Raw genomic sequence first — 14,391 nt, forward strand, 5'->3', positions numbered from 1 at the left:
CCCGGGCCGTCAGCTTGCCCTTGGCGTGCTGCGCCTCGGTCGCCTTCTCACTCGGACCCGCAAGGGCCTGCTCGCGGATCTCGTGCAGCTCGGCGACCCGCCCGCGCGCATCGGCGGGCTCGCTCCCGGAATCCACAGCCTCGTCCAAAACGGTCATGTAGCGACCTTACGAAAGCCACCAAGGAAAGCTCGCCGTCGACTCCGTACAGTCTCCGGCCCGTTTTCCTGGTAACCCTTCACAGAAGACGGCCCGAATGCAGCCATTCTGACTGTCCGGAGGGCCTCAGCGTTGTCGAGCCCCGACAAAGCGGTCCACGGAGAGTGATCACACCTTGGGAGCTCGCCCATGCCATCCCCGGAGTGACGGGGGACCTCGAACGGCCGCAGGCGGGATCTCACGGTACCCGTCACCCCGGGCACCCCCGGGAACCCCGTGACCGGTTCCGGGCGCCCTCCGCCGACACGTACGCCAATGATGTTGAAACTCGTACGGAATAGGTCTAGCGTCGGTCTCGTTGTATCAGTTGAATCTTAAACAGACTCCGAGCCGCGGCCTCCCTCCGGGACCGCGATCCCGTCCCCCAAGGAGCACCTCATGAGCATCTTCAGCCGCAAGGACAGCGCCGAGACCGCACCGGCCACCGGCGTGAACCCGGACCTCGCCGCACTGACCGGCGAGTACACGCTCGACCCGGCGCACAGCACCATCGGGTTCGTGGCCCGGCACGCGATGGTCACCAACGTCAAGGGCAGCTTCAAGGACTTCACCGGCACGCTGCACCTGGACGGCTCGGACCCGTCCAGGTCCACGGCGTCCATCGACGTCAAGATGGACAGCGTCGAGACGGGCTCGGCCGACCGCGACAACCACCTCAAGGCCTCCGACTTCTTCAAGGTCGACGAGCACCCGACGATGACGTTCCGCTCCACCCGCGCGGAGGCGCTCGGCGGCGACGAGTACCGGATCACCGGCGACCTCACGATCCTCGGCACGACCAGGCCGCTCACCATCGACCTGGAGTTCAACGGCGCGGCCAAGGACCCGTTCGGCAACGAGCGCGTCGGCTTCGAGGGCAAGGCGGAGATCCTGCGCTCCGACTGGGGCCTGACCTGGAACGCGGCCCTCGAGACGGGCGGCGTGCTGGTCTCCGACAAGATCAAGCTGGTCTTCGACATCTCGGCCATCAAGCAGGCGTAACCCCGCCCGCACCGACGTGAGCGCCTGCCCTCCCGGCCCGGGAGGGCAGGCGTTCGCGTCCTCAGGGAACGTGCACGGGCCGCTCCGGCCCACCACAAGCACGCACCCCGGCACCGGGTGGGGCGGCGGTCAGAACCCTCCGCCGAAGTCGCCGCCGCCTCCGCCGAAGTCCCCGCCGCCGCCGAAGTCCCCTCCCCCGCCGTCGCCGAAGCCGCCGCCGAAGTCCCCGGAGTCGAAGTCGGCACCGGAGACGTCGCCGCCCTGGTATCCGCCGAAGTCGCCGTAGCCGGTGCCGTAGTCGGCGGCGTACGAGGGGGTGGCCATCATGCTGCCGAGCAGTGTGCCGACGAGCAGGCCGGGCAGGAGGCCGCCGCCGTAGTAGCCGCCCGCCCAGGGGCCGTAGGCGGGACCGGCGTCCCAGTAGGGACGGCGGCCGTACTCCGTGTCCACCTCGCGGACCATCGGGTCGCGGCCGTCGGCCAGATGCGCCCCGTCGGCCGCGCAGACCGGGACCTGACGCGGAGTGCCGCCCGGGGGTGTCCAGGTCGCGTCGGCGACGGACGGGCCGTGCCGGGGGTCGAAGAAGCAGGGCGCCCGGCGCTCGGGCAGCGGCCGCCCCTCGCGGCGGGCGGCGAGCGTCGCCAGCGCGAAGCGGCCGTCCTCCAAGGACTGGGTCACCGCCTTCACGTCCTCGGGGCGCCGCGCCGCCGCCATGGCCGACTTCGCCTCCTCGTAGGCGTCCAGCGCGCGTGCGTAGTCCGAGCGCATCGCGTCGTCGGCGCCCGGCTCCCCCGGCTGGAAGTCGAGGCGGTCGAGTTCCTCGCCGAAGGCGGTGATGTCCTCGTCCACCACGACCCGCAGCTTCTCCAGCGCGGCCTGCTGCTCCTCCTCGCGCCGGCGCCGGCTGCGTCGTACGAGCACATAGGCGCCCGTGCCGCCGAGCACCAGGACCACGGCGAGCGTGATCAGCGCGGTGGCCGACACCTGGTGGCGGCTGCCGGAGGTGCCCCAGCTCGACGGGGCGTGGCCGCCGACGTTGGCGAGGGCGCGGTCGGTGAAGTCGTTGAGCTGGGCCTTGGCGGTCTCGCCCTGGACGCTGGTGACCAGGTTCCGCACGGCGCTGTGCCCGAGGACCGAGGAGTCGGCGCGGGCGTCGAAGCGGTCGCCGAGGCGGACGCCGTACAGGCCGGTGACGCCGGTGGCGGTGCGCAGGTCGACGAAGAGGTTCCGGGTCGGGTAGTCGGCGGGGAGGACCACGACGAAGACCGGCTTGTCCGCGTTCTCGATCTTCTTCGCGAGCGCGTCGGCGTCCGCGGCGGAGAGCTGCCCGGAGGCCGCCGGATCGACGTACACGGGCCCGCTGCGGAGCGCCTGTGCGATGGCGGAGACGTCCGTGGCGGCCTGGGCACGGGACGCACCGGCGGACAGTACCGTCAGCGCGGCCATGAGCAGGGCGACCAGCGGGATGACGAGTCCTCGGCGGAGCGCGGCCTTCATACTTCGAACGTACCGGAAGCCGCCCGAACCCGGACGTCGGTCCGGGGCGGGCGGCCCGCACCGCCCGCCCCGGACCGCTGACGGCGTCAGTCCACGGCCCGGTAGGCCTGCGTCAGCTCGGCCACCGCCGCCGCGTAGCTGCCCGTCAGCAGCAGGTGGTCGGCCTCGGCGAACGGTTTCGCGATCGCCGGCGTCATCCCGGAGCCCGCCTTCTGCTGGACGAGCAGCCGGGCCTTGGTGACGATCTCGCGTCCGGCACGGTCGGAGTGCGTCCTGTCGGCCGCGGCGGCGGCGAGCGCGAGCGCCTTCAGGGTCGCGGTGCCCCCCTCCGGGATGCTGGTCAGCGTGGTGAGCCCCCAGCCGTACGGGAACTGCGGGTCGTACGCGGCGTCGCCGACGTTGATCGGCAGTTGGTTCTCGGACCTCGGCCAGGTCACGGGGAGCTGTCCGGTGAAGGGCCGCCTGCCGTAGAGGACGTCCGCCACGCCGTCGCCCTCGGTGCCGGGCAGCCAGGACGCCACCAGCGCGTCGATCTCGCCGAGCCGGTCGCCGACGAGCTGCGGGCGTCCGGAGACGATCAGTACCGCGCACTTCATGGCCTCGCACACCTTGTCGACGGCGGCCTGGTCGGCGGCGGAGAGCCGCAGGTCGTGGCCGTTGCCGACGTCGCCGACGCCCTCCGCGTACGGGGTCTCGCCGACGACGACCACGCCGACGTCGTAGCCGGCCGTCGGCGCCGAGGCGTCCTTGGAGTAGGTGATGGCCGCGTCCGGCGCGGCCTTCCGCATGCCCTGGAGGATGGTCGTGCCCTGGGTGTGGGTGCCGGAGGAGCCCTGCCAGGTGATGGTCCAGCCGCCGGTCTGGTTGCCGAGGTCGTCGGCGTTGGAGCCGGCGACGTACACCTTCTGGTTCTTCTTCAGCGGCAGCACACCGTGCGCGTTCTTCAGCAGCACCTGGGACTCGGCGGCCGCCTGCCGGGCCACGGCGCGGTGCGCGGCGGAGCCGATCCGCGCGGCTCCGGCCGTGTCGGCGTACGGGTGCTCGAAGAGACCCAGCCTGAACTTCTGCGTGAGGATGCGGGAGACGGCGTCGTCGATGCGGCGCTCGCTGACGCGCCCGGCCTTCACCTCCTCGACGAGCGTCGTACGGAAGTCCTTGTACGTGTAGGGGACCATCATCATGTCGACGCCCGCGTTCACCGAGGTGCGGACGTGGGCCGCGTAGTCGCCGGGGAGCTGGTCGATGGCGTTCCAGTCGCTGATCACGAAGCCGTCGAAGCCCATGCGGCCCTTGAGCACACCGTTGATCATGTCGCCGCGCGCGTGCATCTTCACGGGGCCCCGGCCGTCGCCGAGGATGTCGAGCGAGGAGTACGACGGCATGACCGAGCCGATGCCTCGCTCCACCGCCGTCCCGTACGGCGCCAGGTGGATCGCCTCCAGTTGCCGCCGGGTGACCTTGGTGACGCCCTGGTCGATGGTGTACGAGCCGGTGGTGGAGGAGCCGTAGCCGGTGCCGCCGTCGCCGACGAAGTGCTTGGCGGTGGCCAGCACCTTGTCGTTGCGGCTCAGGTCGCGGCCGTCCGCCCGTCCCTGGAGGCCTTGGATGATCGTCTCCATGGACTGCACGAGGGCCGGGTCCTCGCCGAAGGACTCGTACGAGCGGCCCCAGCGTTCGTCACGGCTCACGCACAGGCAGGGCGCGAAGTCCCAGGGGACGCCGGTGGCGCGGACCTCGGAGGCGGTCACCGCACCGGTCTTCTCGGCCAGCCGGGGATCCCTGGTCGCCCCGATGCCGATGTTGTGCGGCATGATTGTGGCGCCGGCCAGGTTGTTGTGACCGTGCACCGCGTCCACGCCGTAGATCAGCGGGATCTGGAAGCGGGTGGCCTGCGCCCGGAGCTGGAAGCCGTCGATCATCCTCGCCCACGCCTCGGGAGTGTTGGGCGTCGGGGTGGAGCCGCCGCCCGAGAGGAGCGAGCCGAGGGCGTAGCCGGCGATGTCGCCCTGGTCGGTGAGGGCGGCGCGCTCCGCCTGGGTCATCTGCCCGGCCTTCTCCTCCAGGCTCATGCGGGAGAGGAGGTCCGCGACGCGCTTCCTGATGGGCAACCTGCTGTCCAGGTACGGCAGTCCGTGGGCGTCGACGACCACCTGGGGTGTCTCGGCCGGGGCCTTGGCTCCGGTGACCGTGAGCTTGACGGGGATGGTCTCGGCGGGCTCGGCGGACCTGTCCTTCAGGGTGGGGACCTGGATGGTCCGGGAGGCGCCGGAGGCCGTGCCCGCGGGGAAGGTGAGGGTGCCGGAGACCGGGGTGTAGTCCTTGCCGGGCTCGGCGCTGCCGCCGCCGGTCTCGTACCGCACGGTCACGGGCTCGTCGATCGGGGCCGATCCGGTGGTGGCGACGGTGACCCTGACGGTCGCCGTTCCGCCCTCCTTCACCGGGTGGACGGGGGCGTCGGTGGTGACGGAGGCGCGCAGCGACTGGTCGGGCCTGCCGTACAGCTCCACGTCGTCCATGGCGAAGTGGCCCTGGACGCCGACCGGGAGGGTGACGGCGTAGCCCCACATCCGTGTCAGGCCGAGGACGTGGTCGATACCGCCGACCGGCTGGTAGTCCGTGCGATAGGTGAAGTCGGTGAAGGGGATCTCGATCTGTTTCCAGCCGGCGAAGTCGTCGGTGAAGGAGGTCGTCCACAGTTCGGAGGCCTCGCCGTTCGCGCCGCCGTCCTTGATCTCGAAGGCGATCTTCTTGCCGTTGTTCTGGCCGTCCCACCAGAAGCGGATCCCCTTGTGGGCGGACCAGTCGTGGGCCGGCCGGTCGGCGGCGAAGTCGTGGGTGAAGCCGCCGTAGCCGCTGATGTCGTAGGTGCCGGAGAGGACCTTGGCGCCCTCGGGGGCGTCGGCGCGGTCGGCCAGTCGGAGCGTGGGCGGGTCGTCGCTGTCGCCGCCCCAGGTGAAGATGCCCTCGGCGGGCTGGCCGGCGAAGGGCACCTCGCCCTCGAAGCGGTCGACGGGTACGGGGGCGGGGGCGGGGTCGTCGGCCGCGCGCGCCGACGCCAGGGGGATCAGAGCGGTGAGCAGGGTGGCGGAGGCGAGCAGGGCGGTTCTTCGCATGGACGGACCTTCCCTCGACTCATCAAGTCGTCCTGTTAACTCATGACTTAGATCACGCCGTGAGTTAACTAGGGGGCGGCAGCGCCGTCAAGACTTCACGTCAGAGCCGGTACAGACGCAACTCACGTCCGGATCTGTGCCGTTGCCGCTTCGGAATCTGAACGCGCACCCCCTTGACGCGTATACGAAGCCGTCATTTACTCACGCCTCGCACGCCCCCATCCCCCACCTCCAGAAGGGCGGCGCTCCATGAGGAGACACAGGCGCACGATCCGGCTGCTGCTCGCCGGGCTGCTCACCACCGCCGGGTTCGCCGCGGCCACGCCCGCGCACGCGGCCGGCGAACAGGTCACCGCCTGGCTCACCACGACCGACGACTCGGGCGGGCGCCATGTGGTGCGCGGTCTGCAGCCGCAGACACCGTTCGCGTTCCAGTCCGGGACGGGTGGCGGCGGCGAGAACATCACCGTCGACGAGAACACGCGGTACCAGACCTTCACCGGCGGCGGAGCGTCCTTCACGGACACCGCGGCCTGGCTGATGAACAGCAGCGGCGCGCTCACGCAGGCGACGCGGGACGCGACGATGCGGAAGCTGTTCTCGCCGACGGACGGGATCGGGCTGTCGTTCCTGCGCAATCCGATGGGCGCTTCCGACCTGGCGCGCTACGGGTACACGTACGACGACGTGCCCGCCGGTCAGACCGACCCGTCACTGGCGAGGTTCTCCATCGCGCACGACCTGGCGGACGTGGTCCCGCTGACCAGGCAGGCGCTCCAGCTCAACCCGCAGCTTACGGTGATGGCCACCCCGTGGACGGCGCCCGCCTGGATGAAGGACAGCGGGCAGCTCAACGGGGGCTGGCTCAAGGCGGAGGACTACGGGGCCTACGCCTCGTACTTCGTGAAGTACCTCCAGGCCTATCGGGACCAGGGCATCCCGGTCTCGTACGTCACGGCCCAGAACGAGCCGACGTGCTGCTCGGGCTATCCGTCGATGAGCTGGAACGCCTCCGGGCTCGCCTACTTCACGAAGAACGAGCTGCTGCCGAAGCTCCAGGCGGCCGGCCTGACGACGAAGGTGCTGGCGCACGACTGGAACTGGGACACGTACGACTCCTACGCCGCCCAGACGGTGGACGACGCGACCGTCCGCTCGCACCCGAACTTCGGCGGGATCGCCTGGCACGGGTACGGCGGTGACGTGACGAAGCAGACGGCCGTCCACAACCAGTACCCGGAGCTGGACGCGTTCGGCACGGAGCACTCGGGCGGCACCTGGATCGCGAACCAGCAGCGCGAGGACATGCTCAACATCGTGGACTACACCCGCAACTGGGCGAAGTCCGTGACGAAGTGGTCGCTGGCCGTCGACCAGAACATGGGGCCGCACAACGGCGGCTGCGGGACCTGCACCGGACTGGTCACGGTCCACAACGGGGACGGGGAGAGCGGGACGGTCGACTACACGATCGAGTACTACACGATGGGGCATCTGACGAAGTTCGTACGGCCGGGCGCGCAGCGCATCGCCTCCACGGCGTCGTCCGCGGTGCCGAACGTGGCGTGGCGGAACCCGGACGGGTCCAAGGCGCTGATCGCGTACAACGACGCCACGTCGGCGAAGACGGTGACGATCGACTGGGGCGGGCAGCACGCGACGTACTCGCTGCCCGGGAAGACGTCCGCGACGTTCACCTGGTCGGGTGCGCAGTCGGGCGGCGGTGACCGGTCGGGGGCGTTCGTGGGCCTCGCGGGCAAGTGCCTGGACGTGGCGGGGGCGTCGAACGCCAACGGGACCGCCGTGCAGCTCTACGACTGCAACGGGACGGCCGCGCAGCAGTGGACGGTGAAGGCGGACGGATCGGTCCAGGCGCTGGGGAAGTGCCTCGACGTGACGTCCGGGTCGACGGCTGACGGGGCGAAGGTGCAGCTCTACGACTGCAACGGGACCGGGGCACAGCAGTGGTCGTACAACGCCTCGACGGGTGACGTGGTCAACCTCGCGGCGGACAAGTGTCTGGACGTGACGGACAACTCGTCGGCGAACGGGGCGCGGGCACAGATCTGGTCGTGCACGGGCGCGGCGAACCAGAAGTGGCGGTTGCAGTAGTGCACCCTCACCGAGGGCTGTGCCCCTGGGGGCGCAGCCCTCGGTGAGGGCCTCGGTCGGCTACTCCGCCGGTTCCACCCCCGCGCGCAGCAGGCCGTACGTGTACGCGTCCTCCAGGGCCTGCCACGACGCCGCGATCACGTTGTCCGCGACGCCCACGGTGGACCATTCGCCCTTGCCGTCCGACGTGGAGATCAGGACGCGGGTCGTGGACTGCGTGCCGTGCTTGCCCTCCAGGATGCGGACCTTGTAGTCGACCAGGTCCAGGGCGGCCAGGTTGGGGTAGATCTTCTCCAGAGCCACACGCAGGGCCCGGTCCAGTGCGTTGACCGGGCCGTTGCCCTCCGCCGTCGCCACGATCCGCTCGCTCTTCGCCCACAGCTTCACCGTGGCCTCGTTGGCGTGCGTGCCGTCCGGGCGGTCCTCGACGATCGCCCGCCAGGACTCCGTGCGGAAGTAGCGCAGCGGCTTGCCCGCCACCTCCTCGCGCAGGAGGAGTTCGAAGCTCGCGTCCGCCGCCTCGTACGTGTAGCCCTTGAGCTCCCGCTCCTTGACGCGCTCGACCACCCGGCCCACCAGCTCGCGGTCGCCGCCCAGGTCGATGCCCAGTTCCTTGCCCTTGAGCTCCACCGAGGCCCGGCCCGCCATGTCGGAGACCAGCATCCGCATGGTGTTGCCGACCAGCTCGGGGTCGATGTGCTGGTACAGGTCCGGGTCCACCTTGATGGCCGAGGCGTGCAGGCCCGCCTTGTGGGCGAAGGCCGAGACGCCCACGTACGGCTGGTGCGTCGACGGCGTGAGGTTCACGACCTCCGCGATCGCGTGGCTGATGCGCGTCATCTCGCGCAGCCGGCCCTGAGGCAGCACCTTCTTGCCGTACTTCAGCTCCAGGGCCGCGACCACCGGGAACAGGTTGGCGTTGCCGACCCGCTCGCCGTACCCGTTCGCCGTGCACTGCACATGCGTGGCGCCCGCGTCCACCGCCGCGAGGGTGTTCGCGACCGCGCAGCCCGTGTCGTCCTGGGCGTGGATGCCGAGCCGGGCACCCGTGTCCGCCAGCACCGTCGAGACCACCGCGTGGACCTGCGCCGGCAGCATGCCGCCGTTGGTGTCGCAGAGGATGACCACGTCCGCGCCCGCCTCGGCCGCCGTACGCACCACCGACTTGGCGTACGCGGCGTTCGCCCGGTAGCCGTCGAAGAAGTGCTCGCAGTCGACGAAGACCCGCCGGCCCTGCTCCCGCAAGTGGGACACCGTGTCGCGGATCATCTCCAGGTTCTCGTCGAGCGTCGTGCGCAGCGCCAGTTCGACATGGCGGTCGTGGGACTTCGCGACCAGTGTGATCACCGGGGCCCCCGAGTCCAGCAGCGCCTTGACCTGCGGGTCGTCCGCGGCCTTGCCGCCCGCCCGGCGCGTCGCGCCGAAGGCCACCAGCCGGGCGTGCCGGAAGTCGATCTCCTGCCGGGCACGCGCGAAGAACTCGGTGTCGCGCGGGTTCGCGCCGGGCCAGCCGCCCTCGATGAAGCCCACACCGAAGTCGTCCAGGTGCCGTGCGATGGCCAGCTTGTCCGCGACCGTGAGGTTGATCCCCTCGCGCTGTGCGCCGTCGCGCAGCGTCGTGTCGAAGACGTGGAACGAGTCGTCGAGCTCGCTGGTTGCCGTCTCGGTCATGGTCTCAAGGCTCCTGTTGTGGATTCGGTCTTCCCGGAATGACCGGTTCCACCGTCCCCCCATACTCCCTCGCGCTGCGCCCCCGGCTGAAGGTGGGCCAGGAAACGAAAAAACCTCTCGCGGGTGCGAGAGGTCTGCGCGCGGGTCGAGGACGACGGTGGCCACCCGTACCTGGTCGTACGTGGCGGTCACTGCGGACCGGCGCGCCTGCTGCCAATAATCGTGGCGAACGAGAGCACGGGGGCAGTCTGGCACAATCCGCCCCCGCGCTCACCGCCGTCTCAGGATGCGGTCGTCACGCGGGCGGACTCCGAGTCCTTCATCCGGGTGAGGTCCAGGTCCCTGGTCTCCCGCATGGTGACGTACACCACGAGCGAGACGGCCGCGCAGGCCGCTACGTACCAGGAGAAGCCGGACTCCACGCCCGCGTCCTTGAACCACAGGGCGACGTATTCCGCCGTTCCGCCGAACAGGGCGTTGGCCACCGCGTAGGGCAGCGCCACGCCCAGCGCGCGGACGCCCGTCGGGAACAGCTCCGCCTTCACACAGGCGTTGATCGAGGTGTAGCCGGTGACCACCACCAGGGCCAGCAGGGACAGGCCGAGCGCCGGCCAGAAGCTGTCCGCGTGCCTCAGCATCGCCATGATCGGGACCGTCAGGAAGGTCGAGCCCACCGCGAAGGTGATCAGCAGCGGGCGGCGGCCGATCCGGTCGGAGAGCCGGCCGGCGAGCGGCTGGAGGCAGGCGAAGACGATCAGCGCGGTGAAGGAGACCAGGGTCGCGGTCTCCTTGGGCAGACCGACGGAGTTCGACAGGTACTTCGTCAGGTACGTGGTGTACGTGTAGTACGCGACCGTGCCTCCCATGGTCAGCGCGATCACCAGGAAGGCCTCACGCTTGTGCCGCCACAGCGCGCGCAGCGTGCCCCGCTCCTCGCCCCCGCTCTCGTCGGCCTCGTAGACGTCCGTCTCCAGCATGTTCCGGCGCAGGTAGAAGACCACTGCCGCGCCGAGGGCGCCCAGCACGAACGGGATGCGCCAGCCGTAGTCGTGCAGCGCGCCGTCGGACAGGGTGCGCTGGAGGACGATCTGCAGGCCGAGCCCGACGATCTGGCCGGCGGTCATCGAGACGTACTGGAAGCTGGAGGCGAAGCCGCGCCGGCGTGGGTCGGACGCCTCGGTGAGGTAGGTGGCGCTCGCCGCGTACTCGCCGCCCACCGACAGCCCCTGCAGCAGCCGGGCGACGAGCAGTACCACCGCGCCGCCGTACCCGGCGACGCCGTACGTCGGCGCGATCGCGATGAGGATCGCAGAGGCGGACATCAGTGTGACCGTGAGGGTCAGCGCGGCCTTGCGGCCCCTGCGGTCACCGACCCGGCCGAGCAGCCAGCCGCCGACGGGGCGCATGAAGAAACCGACCGCGAAGATGCCGGCGGTGTTCATGAGCTGGGCCGTGGGGTTGTCGTCGGGGAAGAACGCCCCCGCGAAGTAGGTGGCGAAGCTGGCGTAGACGAACCAGTCGTACCACTCCACCATGTTCCCGGCCGAGCCGATCCAGATCCTCTTCCAGTGCTCTCGTCCCATGGGCCGTAACGTGCCGGGCGTTCGCGGATGCGACAAGAGCGCCTCGCATTGTGTTCATTGCGTTCATGGCGCACCCGCAGGTCGGCGGCCGGTCAGCGGATGTGGTCGATGAACACGTCCGACACCCCGTTGCTGTCGTCGGGCACCAGGTCGGCGGCCGCACATGCCGGAGCGCGCCGTCGCACGCAGGCGGCGGTGGTGCCGTCGGCCGCCGCGGTGTCGAGCACCGTCGGCTCCACGGACTCCTCCGGTGGACTCCGTACGCGGACGACGAGGGCCGCCCCGGACCCGAGGTCCGAGGCGGCCCCTGCGCAGGTGCGGCGGGTGTCAGCCCAGCTTGTGCATCCAGCCGTGCGTGTCCTCGCGCGTGCCGCGCTGGATGTCCAGCAGTGCCTCGCGAAGCTTGAGGGTGACCTCGCCGGGCTCGCCGCCCGACTGCTTCCACTCGGCGGTGGCGCGCTTGACCGTGCCCACGGGGGTGATGACCGCGGCGGTGCCGCAGGCGAAGACCTCGGTGAGGGTGCCGTTCTCGGAGTCGGCCTGCCACTGGTCGATGGAGATCCGGCCCTCCTCGGCCTCGTAGCCGAGGTCGCGGGCGACCGTCAGCAGGGAGTCACGGGTGACGCCCTCCAGGATGGATCCGGTCAGCTTCGGGGTGACGATCTTGTTGCCGTACACGAAGTACAGGTTCATGCCGCCGAGCTCCTCGACCCACTTGTGCTCCACGGCGTCGAGGTAGCAGACCTGGTCGCAGCCCTTGGCCGCGGCCTCGGCCTGGGCGAGCAGGGAGGCCGCGTAGTTGCCGCCGGTCTTGGCGTCGCCCATGCCGCCGGGGACGGCGCGGACGCGGTCCTCGGACGCCCAGATGGAGACGGGCTTCACGCCGCCCGGGAAGTAGGCGCCGGCCGGGGAGGCGATGACCAGGAAGAGGTACTCGTTGGCGGGCTTGACGCCGAGGCCGACCTCGGTGGCGATCATGAAGGGACGCAGGTAGAGGGACTCCTCGCCGCCGTGCGCCGGCACCCACGCCTTGTCCTGCTGGACGAGGAGGTCACACGCCTCGATGAAGGTCTCCACCGGCAGCTCGGGCATCGCCAGGCGCTTGGCGGAACGCTGGAAGCGCAGCGCGTTCATCTCCGGGCGGAAGGTGGCGACGGAGCCGTCGGGCCGGCGGTAGGCCTTGAGGCCCTCGAAGATCTCCTGCGCGTAGTGCAGCACGTTGGTGGCCGGGTCGAGGGAGATCGGCGCGTACGGGACGAGCTGGCCGTCGTGCCAGCCCCGCCCTTCGGTCCACTTGATCGTCACCATGTGGTCGGTGAAGTGGCGGCCGAACCCGGGGTTGGCCAGGATCGCCTCGCGCTCCGCGTCGGAGAGCGGGTTGGAGGAGGGCTTGAGCTCGATCGTGGGCGTCGTCATGGATGGTTGTCCTTCACCGGTTGTCGTGACGGGCCGCGCTCACGCCCGTTCCGCCAGTGGCGATGGTAGGACGTCCGAGCATTCCCTCAATCCGCGGCTCCGCGTTCGATTATGGCAAGCGGGTGAGGGATGGGGGCACCCCCACGCCTTTCGGGCTGCGGGGGAGGAACGGTGTGAATACGGCCCTCGGGGTGGCACAGGGGTCGGTCGATGGTGACACCCGGCGGGGGCATGGGAAAGCCGCCGGGTGCGATGCGACCCGGCGGCTTTACTCAGGGGTGTGAGCAGGGCGGCGGGTCAGCCGGCTACTCGTACGGCGAGCGCGTCGCCGATCTCGTCGGTCGTGCGGGCGGGCTTGCCCACGCGCTCGGCGAGGTCGGCGGAGACGGCCTCCTCGATGCGGGCGGCCTCGGCCTCGTAGCCGAGGTGACGCAGCAGGAGGGCGACCGACAGGACGGTGGCCGAGGGGTCGGCCTTGCCCTGGCCCGCGATGTCGGGCGCCGAGCCGTGCACGGGCTCGAACATCGACGGGAACTCGCCGGACGGGTTGATGTTGCCGGAGGCGGCGACCCCGATGCCGCCGGAGATGGCGGCGGCGAGGTCGGTGATGATGTCGCCGAAGAGGTTGTCGGTGACGATCACGTCGAAGCGCTCGGGCTGGGTGACCAGGTAGATCGTCGCCGCGTCGACGTGCATGTACTCGGTGGTGACCTCGGGGAACTCCTCGGCCACCTTGTTGAAGATGTTCGTCCACAGGTGACCCGCGAACGTGAGCACGTTGTTCTTGTGGACCAGGGCCAGCTTCTTGCGCGGGCGCGCCTGGGCGCGGGCGAAGGCGTCCCGGACCACGCGCTCGACGCCGAAGGCCGTGTTCACGGACACCTCGGTGGCGACCTCGTGCGGGGTGCCCTTGCGGATGGTGCCGCCGTTGCCCGTGTACGGGCCCTCGGTGCCCTCGCGGACCACGACGAAGTCGATCTCGGGCTGGCCCGCGAGCGGGGTGGCGACGCCCGGCAGCAGCTTGGAGGGCCGCAGGTTGACGTGGTGGTCGAAGGCGAAGCGGAGCTTGAGCAGGAAGCCGCGCTCCAGCACGCCGGACGGCACGGACGGGTCGCCGATCGCGCCGAGCAGGATCGCGTCGTGCTGCTTGAGCTGCTCGAGGTCGGCGTCGGTGAGGGTCTCGCCGGTGGCGTGGTAGCGCCGGGCGCCGAAGTCGTACTCCTTGGTCTCCAGCTTCACATCCTGCGGAAGGACGGCGGAGAGGACCTTCAGCCCCTGGGCCACGACCTCCTGGCCGATGCCGTCACCGGGAATCACTGCGAGATTGATGCTGCGAGACATGACGGCACCGTACTCCTTGTCCCACGCAATGACACGGGGCGTCCGCGATGCGGACACCGCCCGACATCGAAGTGCGGCGCGGCGGATGGCGCGGACGCCCGCCGCGCCGCACCTCGTGCGGGTGCGGCTCCCGGCTTATGGGTGCAGCCTCGTGGGTGAGGGTGCGGGCCGTACGAGTGAGGGCCCGGGAGGAGGAGGCCCGGCTCAGTGGCCGGTCGCGCCGCCGTTGTCCCTGCGGTCGAGGGCGCGCTGGAGCGCCGCGGCGGCGTTCTTCCGGTCGGACTCGCTCGTACGGGAAACGTGACGGACTCGGCGGCGGGCGGTCGTCTCGGCCATGGGAAATCGACTCCTTCGACATCCGGGAGTGCGGAAAGGGGGGTTACGAGACTCCCCCACTGCTTGACGCGTGGGAGGTGCCCCCAGCCGAGGCGGGGAGCGGTGCCGCAGGGGTTGCCTGCAC

At 70.5% G+C, this 14,391-nt stretch carries 10 protein-coding genes; 2 read left to right on the plus strand and 8 right to left on the minus strand.

Translation table 11 applies throughout. From position 1 onward, the window contains the following. Positions 1-595: 595 nt before the first annotated feature. Positions 596-1,198, plus strand: a complete 603-nt coding sequence (locus ACZ4SW_RS30115; protein WP_468251854.1) for a YceI family protein — start codon at positions 596-598, stop codon at positions 1,196-1,198. A 129-nt stretch (positions 1,199-1,327) separates the two neighbouring features. Here ACZ4SW_RS30115 and ACZ4SW_RS30120 read toward each other — a convergent pair whose 3' ends face one another. Together ACZ4SW_RS30120 and ACZ4SW_RS30125 are read right to left on the minus strand one after the other, a co-directional pair. Beyond that, the gene (locus ACZ4SW_RS30120) at positions 1,328-2,695 is read right to left on the minus strand and encodes a hypothetical protein (RefSeq protein ID WP_468251856.1); all 1,368 of its coding nucleotides are present in this window, start codon (positions 2,693-2,695) and stop codon (positions 1,328-1,330) included. An 86-nt stretch (positions 2,696-2,781) separates the two neighbouring features. Next, positions 2,782-5,808, minus strand: coding sequence for a glycoside hydrolase family 3 protein (locus ACZ4SW_RS30125; protein WP_468251857.1), 3,027 nt, complete (start codon positions 5,806-5,808; stop codon positions 2,782-2,784). Positions 5,809-6,057: 249 nt separating this feature from the next. On the opposite strand from ACZ4SW_RS30125, the gene ACZ4SW_RS30130 reads away from it, so the two are divergent. Continuing rightward, positions 6,058-7,920, plus strand: a complete 1,863-nt coding sequence (locus tag ACZ4SW_RS30130; RefSeq protein WP_468251858.1) for a ricin-type beta-trefoil lectin domain protein — start codon at positions 6,058-6,060, stop codon at positions 7,918-7,920. Positions 7,921-7,980: 60 nt separating this feature from the next. Here ACZ4SW_RS30130 and cimA read toward each other — a convergent pair whose 3' ends face one another. The 6 genes from cimA to ACZ4SW_RS30160 all read right to left on the minus strand — a co-directional run bounded on the left by cimA (position 7,981) and on the right by ACZ4SW_RS30160 (position 14,267). Beyond that, complete coding sequence (gene cimA, locus ACZ4SW_RS30135; protein ID WP_468251860.1) at positions 7,981-9,591, minus strand: citramalate synthase; 1,611 nt, start codon at positions 9,589-9,591, stop codon at positions 7,981-7,983. Between the two features lie 281 nt (positions 9,592-9,872). Next, positions 9,873-11,174 carry an MFS transporter gene (locus ACZ4SW_RS30140; protein WP_468251861.1) on the minus strand — a complete coding sequence of 434 codons (1,302 nt, stop codon included), beginning with the start codon at positions 11,172-11,174 and terminating at the stop codon, positions 9,873-9,875. Positions 11,175-11,266: 92 nt separating this feature from the next. Further along, entirely contained in the window at positions 11,267-11,413 is a 147-nt protein-coding gene (locus tag ACZ4SW_RS30145) for a hypothetical protein (RefSeq protein ID WP_468251862.1), read from the minus strand. 88 nt (positions 11,414-11,501) lie between these two features. Beyond that, positions 11,502-12,590 carry a branched-chain amino acid aminotransferase gene (locus tag ACZ4SW_RS30150; protein ID WP_200422561.1) on the minus strand — a complete coding sequence of 363 codons (1,089 nt, stop codon included), beginning with the start codon at positions 12,588-12,590 and terminating at the stop codon, positions 11,502-11,504. A 297-nt stretch (positions 12,591-12,887) separates the two neighbouring features. Next, on the minus strand, positions 12,888-13,931 hold the full coding sequence (locus tag ACZ4SW_RS30155) for a 3-isopropylmalate dehydrogenase (RefSeq protein WP_200422560.1): 1,044 nt from the start codon (positions 13,929-13,931) through the stop codon (positions 12,888-12,890). A gap of 204 nt (positions 13,932-14,135) precedes the next feature. Continuing rightward, positions 14,136-14,267 carry a hypothetical protein gene (locus tag ACZ4SW_RS30160; protein ID WP_103838047.1) on the minus strand — a complete coding sequence of 44 codons (132 nt, stop codon included), beginning with the start codon at positions 14,265-14,267 and terminating at the stop codon, positions 14,136-14,138. Positions 14,268-14,391 lie beyond the last annotated feature (124 nt).

Source organism: Streptomyces sp. NPDC028331 (genome assembly GCF_055565775.1).

Excerpts from the sequence above, each read along its gene's own strand:
- ACZ4SW_RS30155 (WP_200422560.1), bottom strand. The coding sequence starts at position 13,931 with ATGTCTCGCAGCATCAATCTCGCAGTGATTCCCGGTGACGGCATCGGC.
- ACZ4SW_RS30115 (WP_468251854.1), top strand. The coding sequence starts at position 596 with ATGAGCATCTTCAGCCGCAAGGACAGCGCCGAGACCGCACCGGCCACC.
- ACZ4SW_RS30150 (WP_200422561.1), bottom strand. The coding sequence starts at position 12,590 with ATGACGACGCCCACGATCGAGCTCAAGCCCTCCTCCAACCCGCTCTCC.
- ACZ4SW_RS30120 (WP_468251856.1), bottom strand. The coding sequence starts at position 2,695 with ATGAAGGCCGCGCTCCGCCGAGGACTCGTCATCCCGCTGGTCGCCCTG.
- cimA (WP_468251860.1), bottom strand. The coding sequence starts at position 9,591 with ATGACCGAGACGGCAACCAGCGAGCTCGACGACTCGTTCCACGTCTTC.
- ACZ4SW_RS30130 (WP_468251858.1), top strand. The coding sequence starts at position 6,058 with ATGAGGAGACACAGGCGCACGATCCGGCTGCTGCTCGCCGGGCTGCTC.
- ACZ4SW_RS30160 (WP_103838047.1), bottom strand. The coding sequence starts at position 14,267 with ATGGCCGAGACGACCGCCCGCCGCCGAGTCCGTCACGTTTCCCGTACG.
- ACZ4SW_RS30140 (WP_468251861.1), bottom strand. The coding sequence starts at position 11,174 with ATGGGACGAGAGCACTGGAAGAGGATCTGGATCGGCTCGGCCGGGAAC.
- ACZ4SW_RS30125 (WP_468251857.1), bottom strand. The coding sequence starts at position 5,808 with ATGCGAAGAACCGCCCTGCTCGCCTCCGCCACCCTGCTCACCGCTCTG.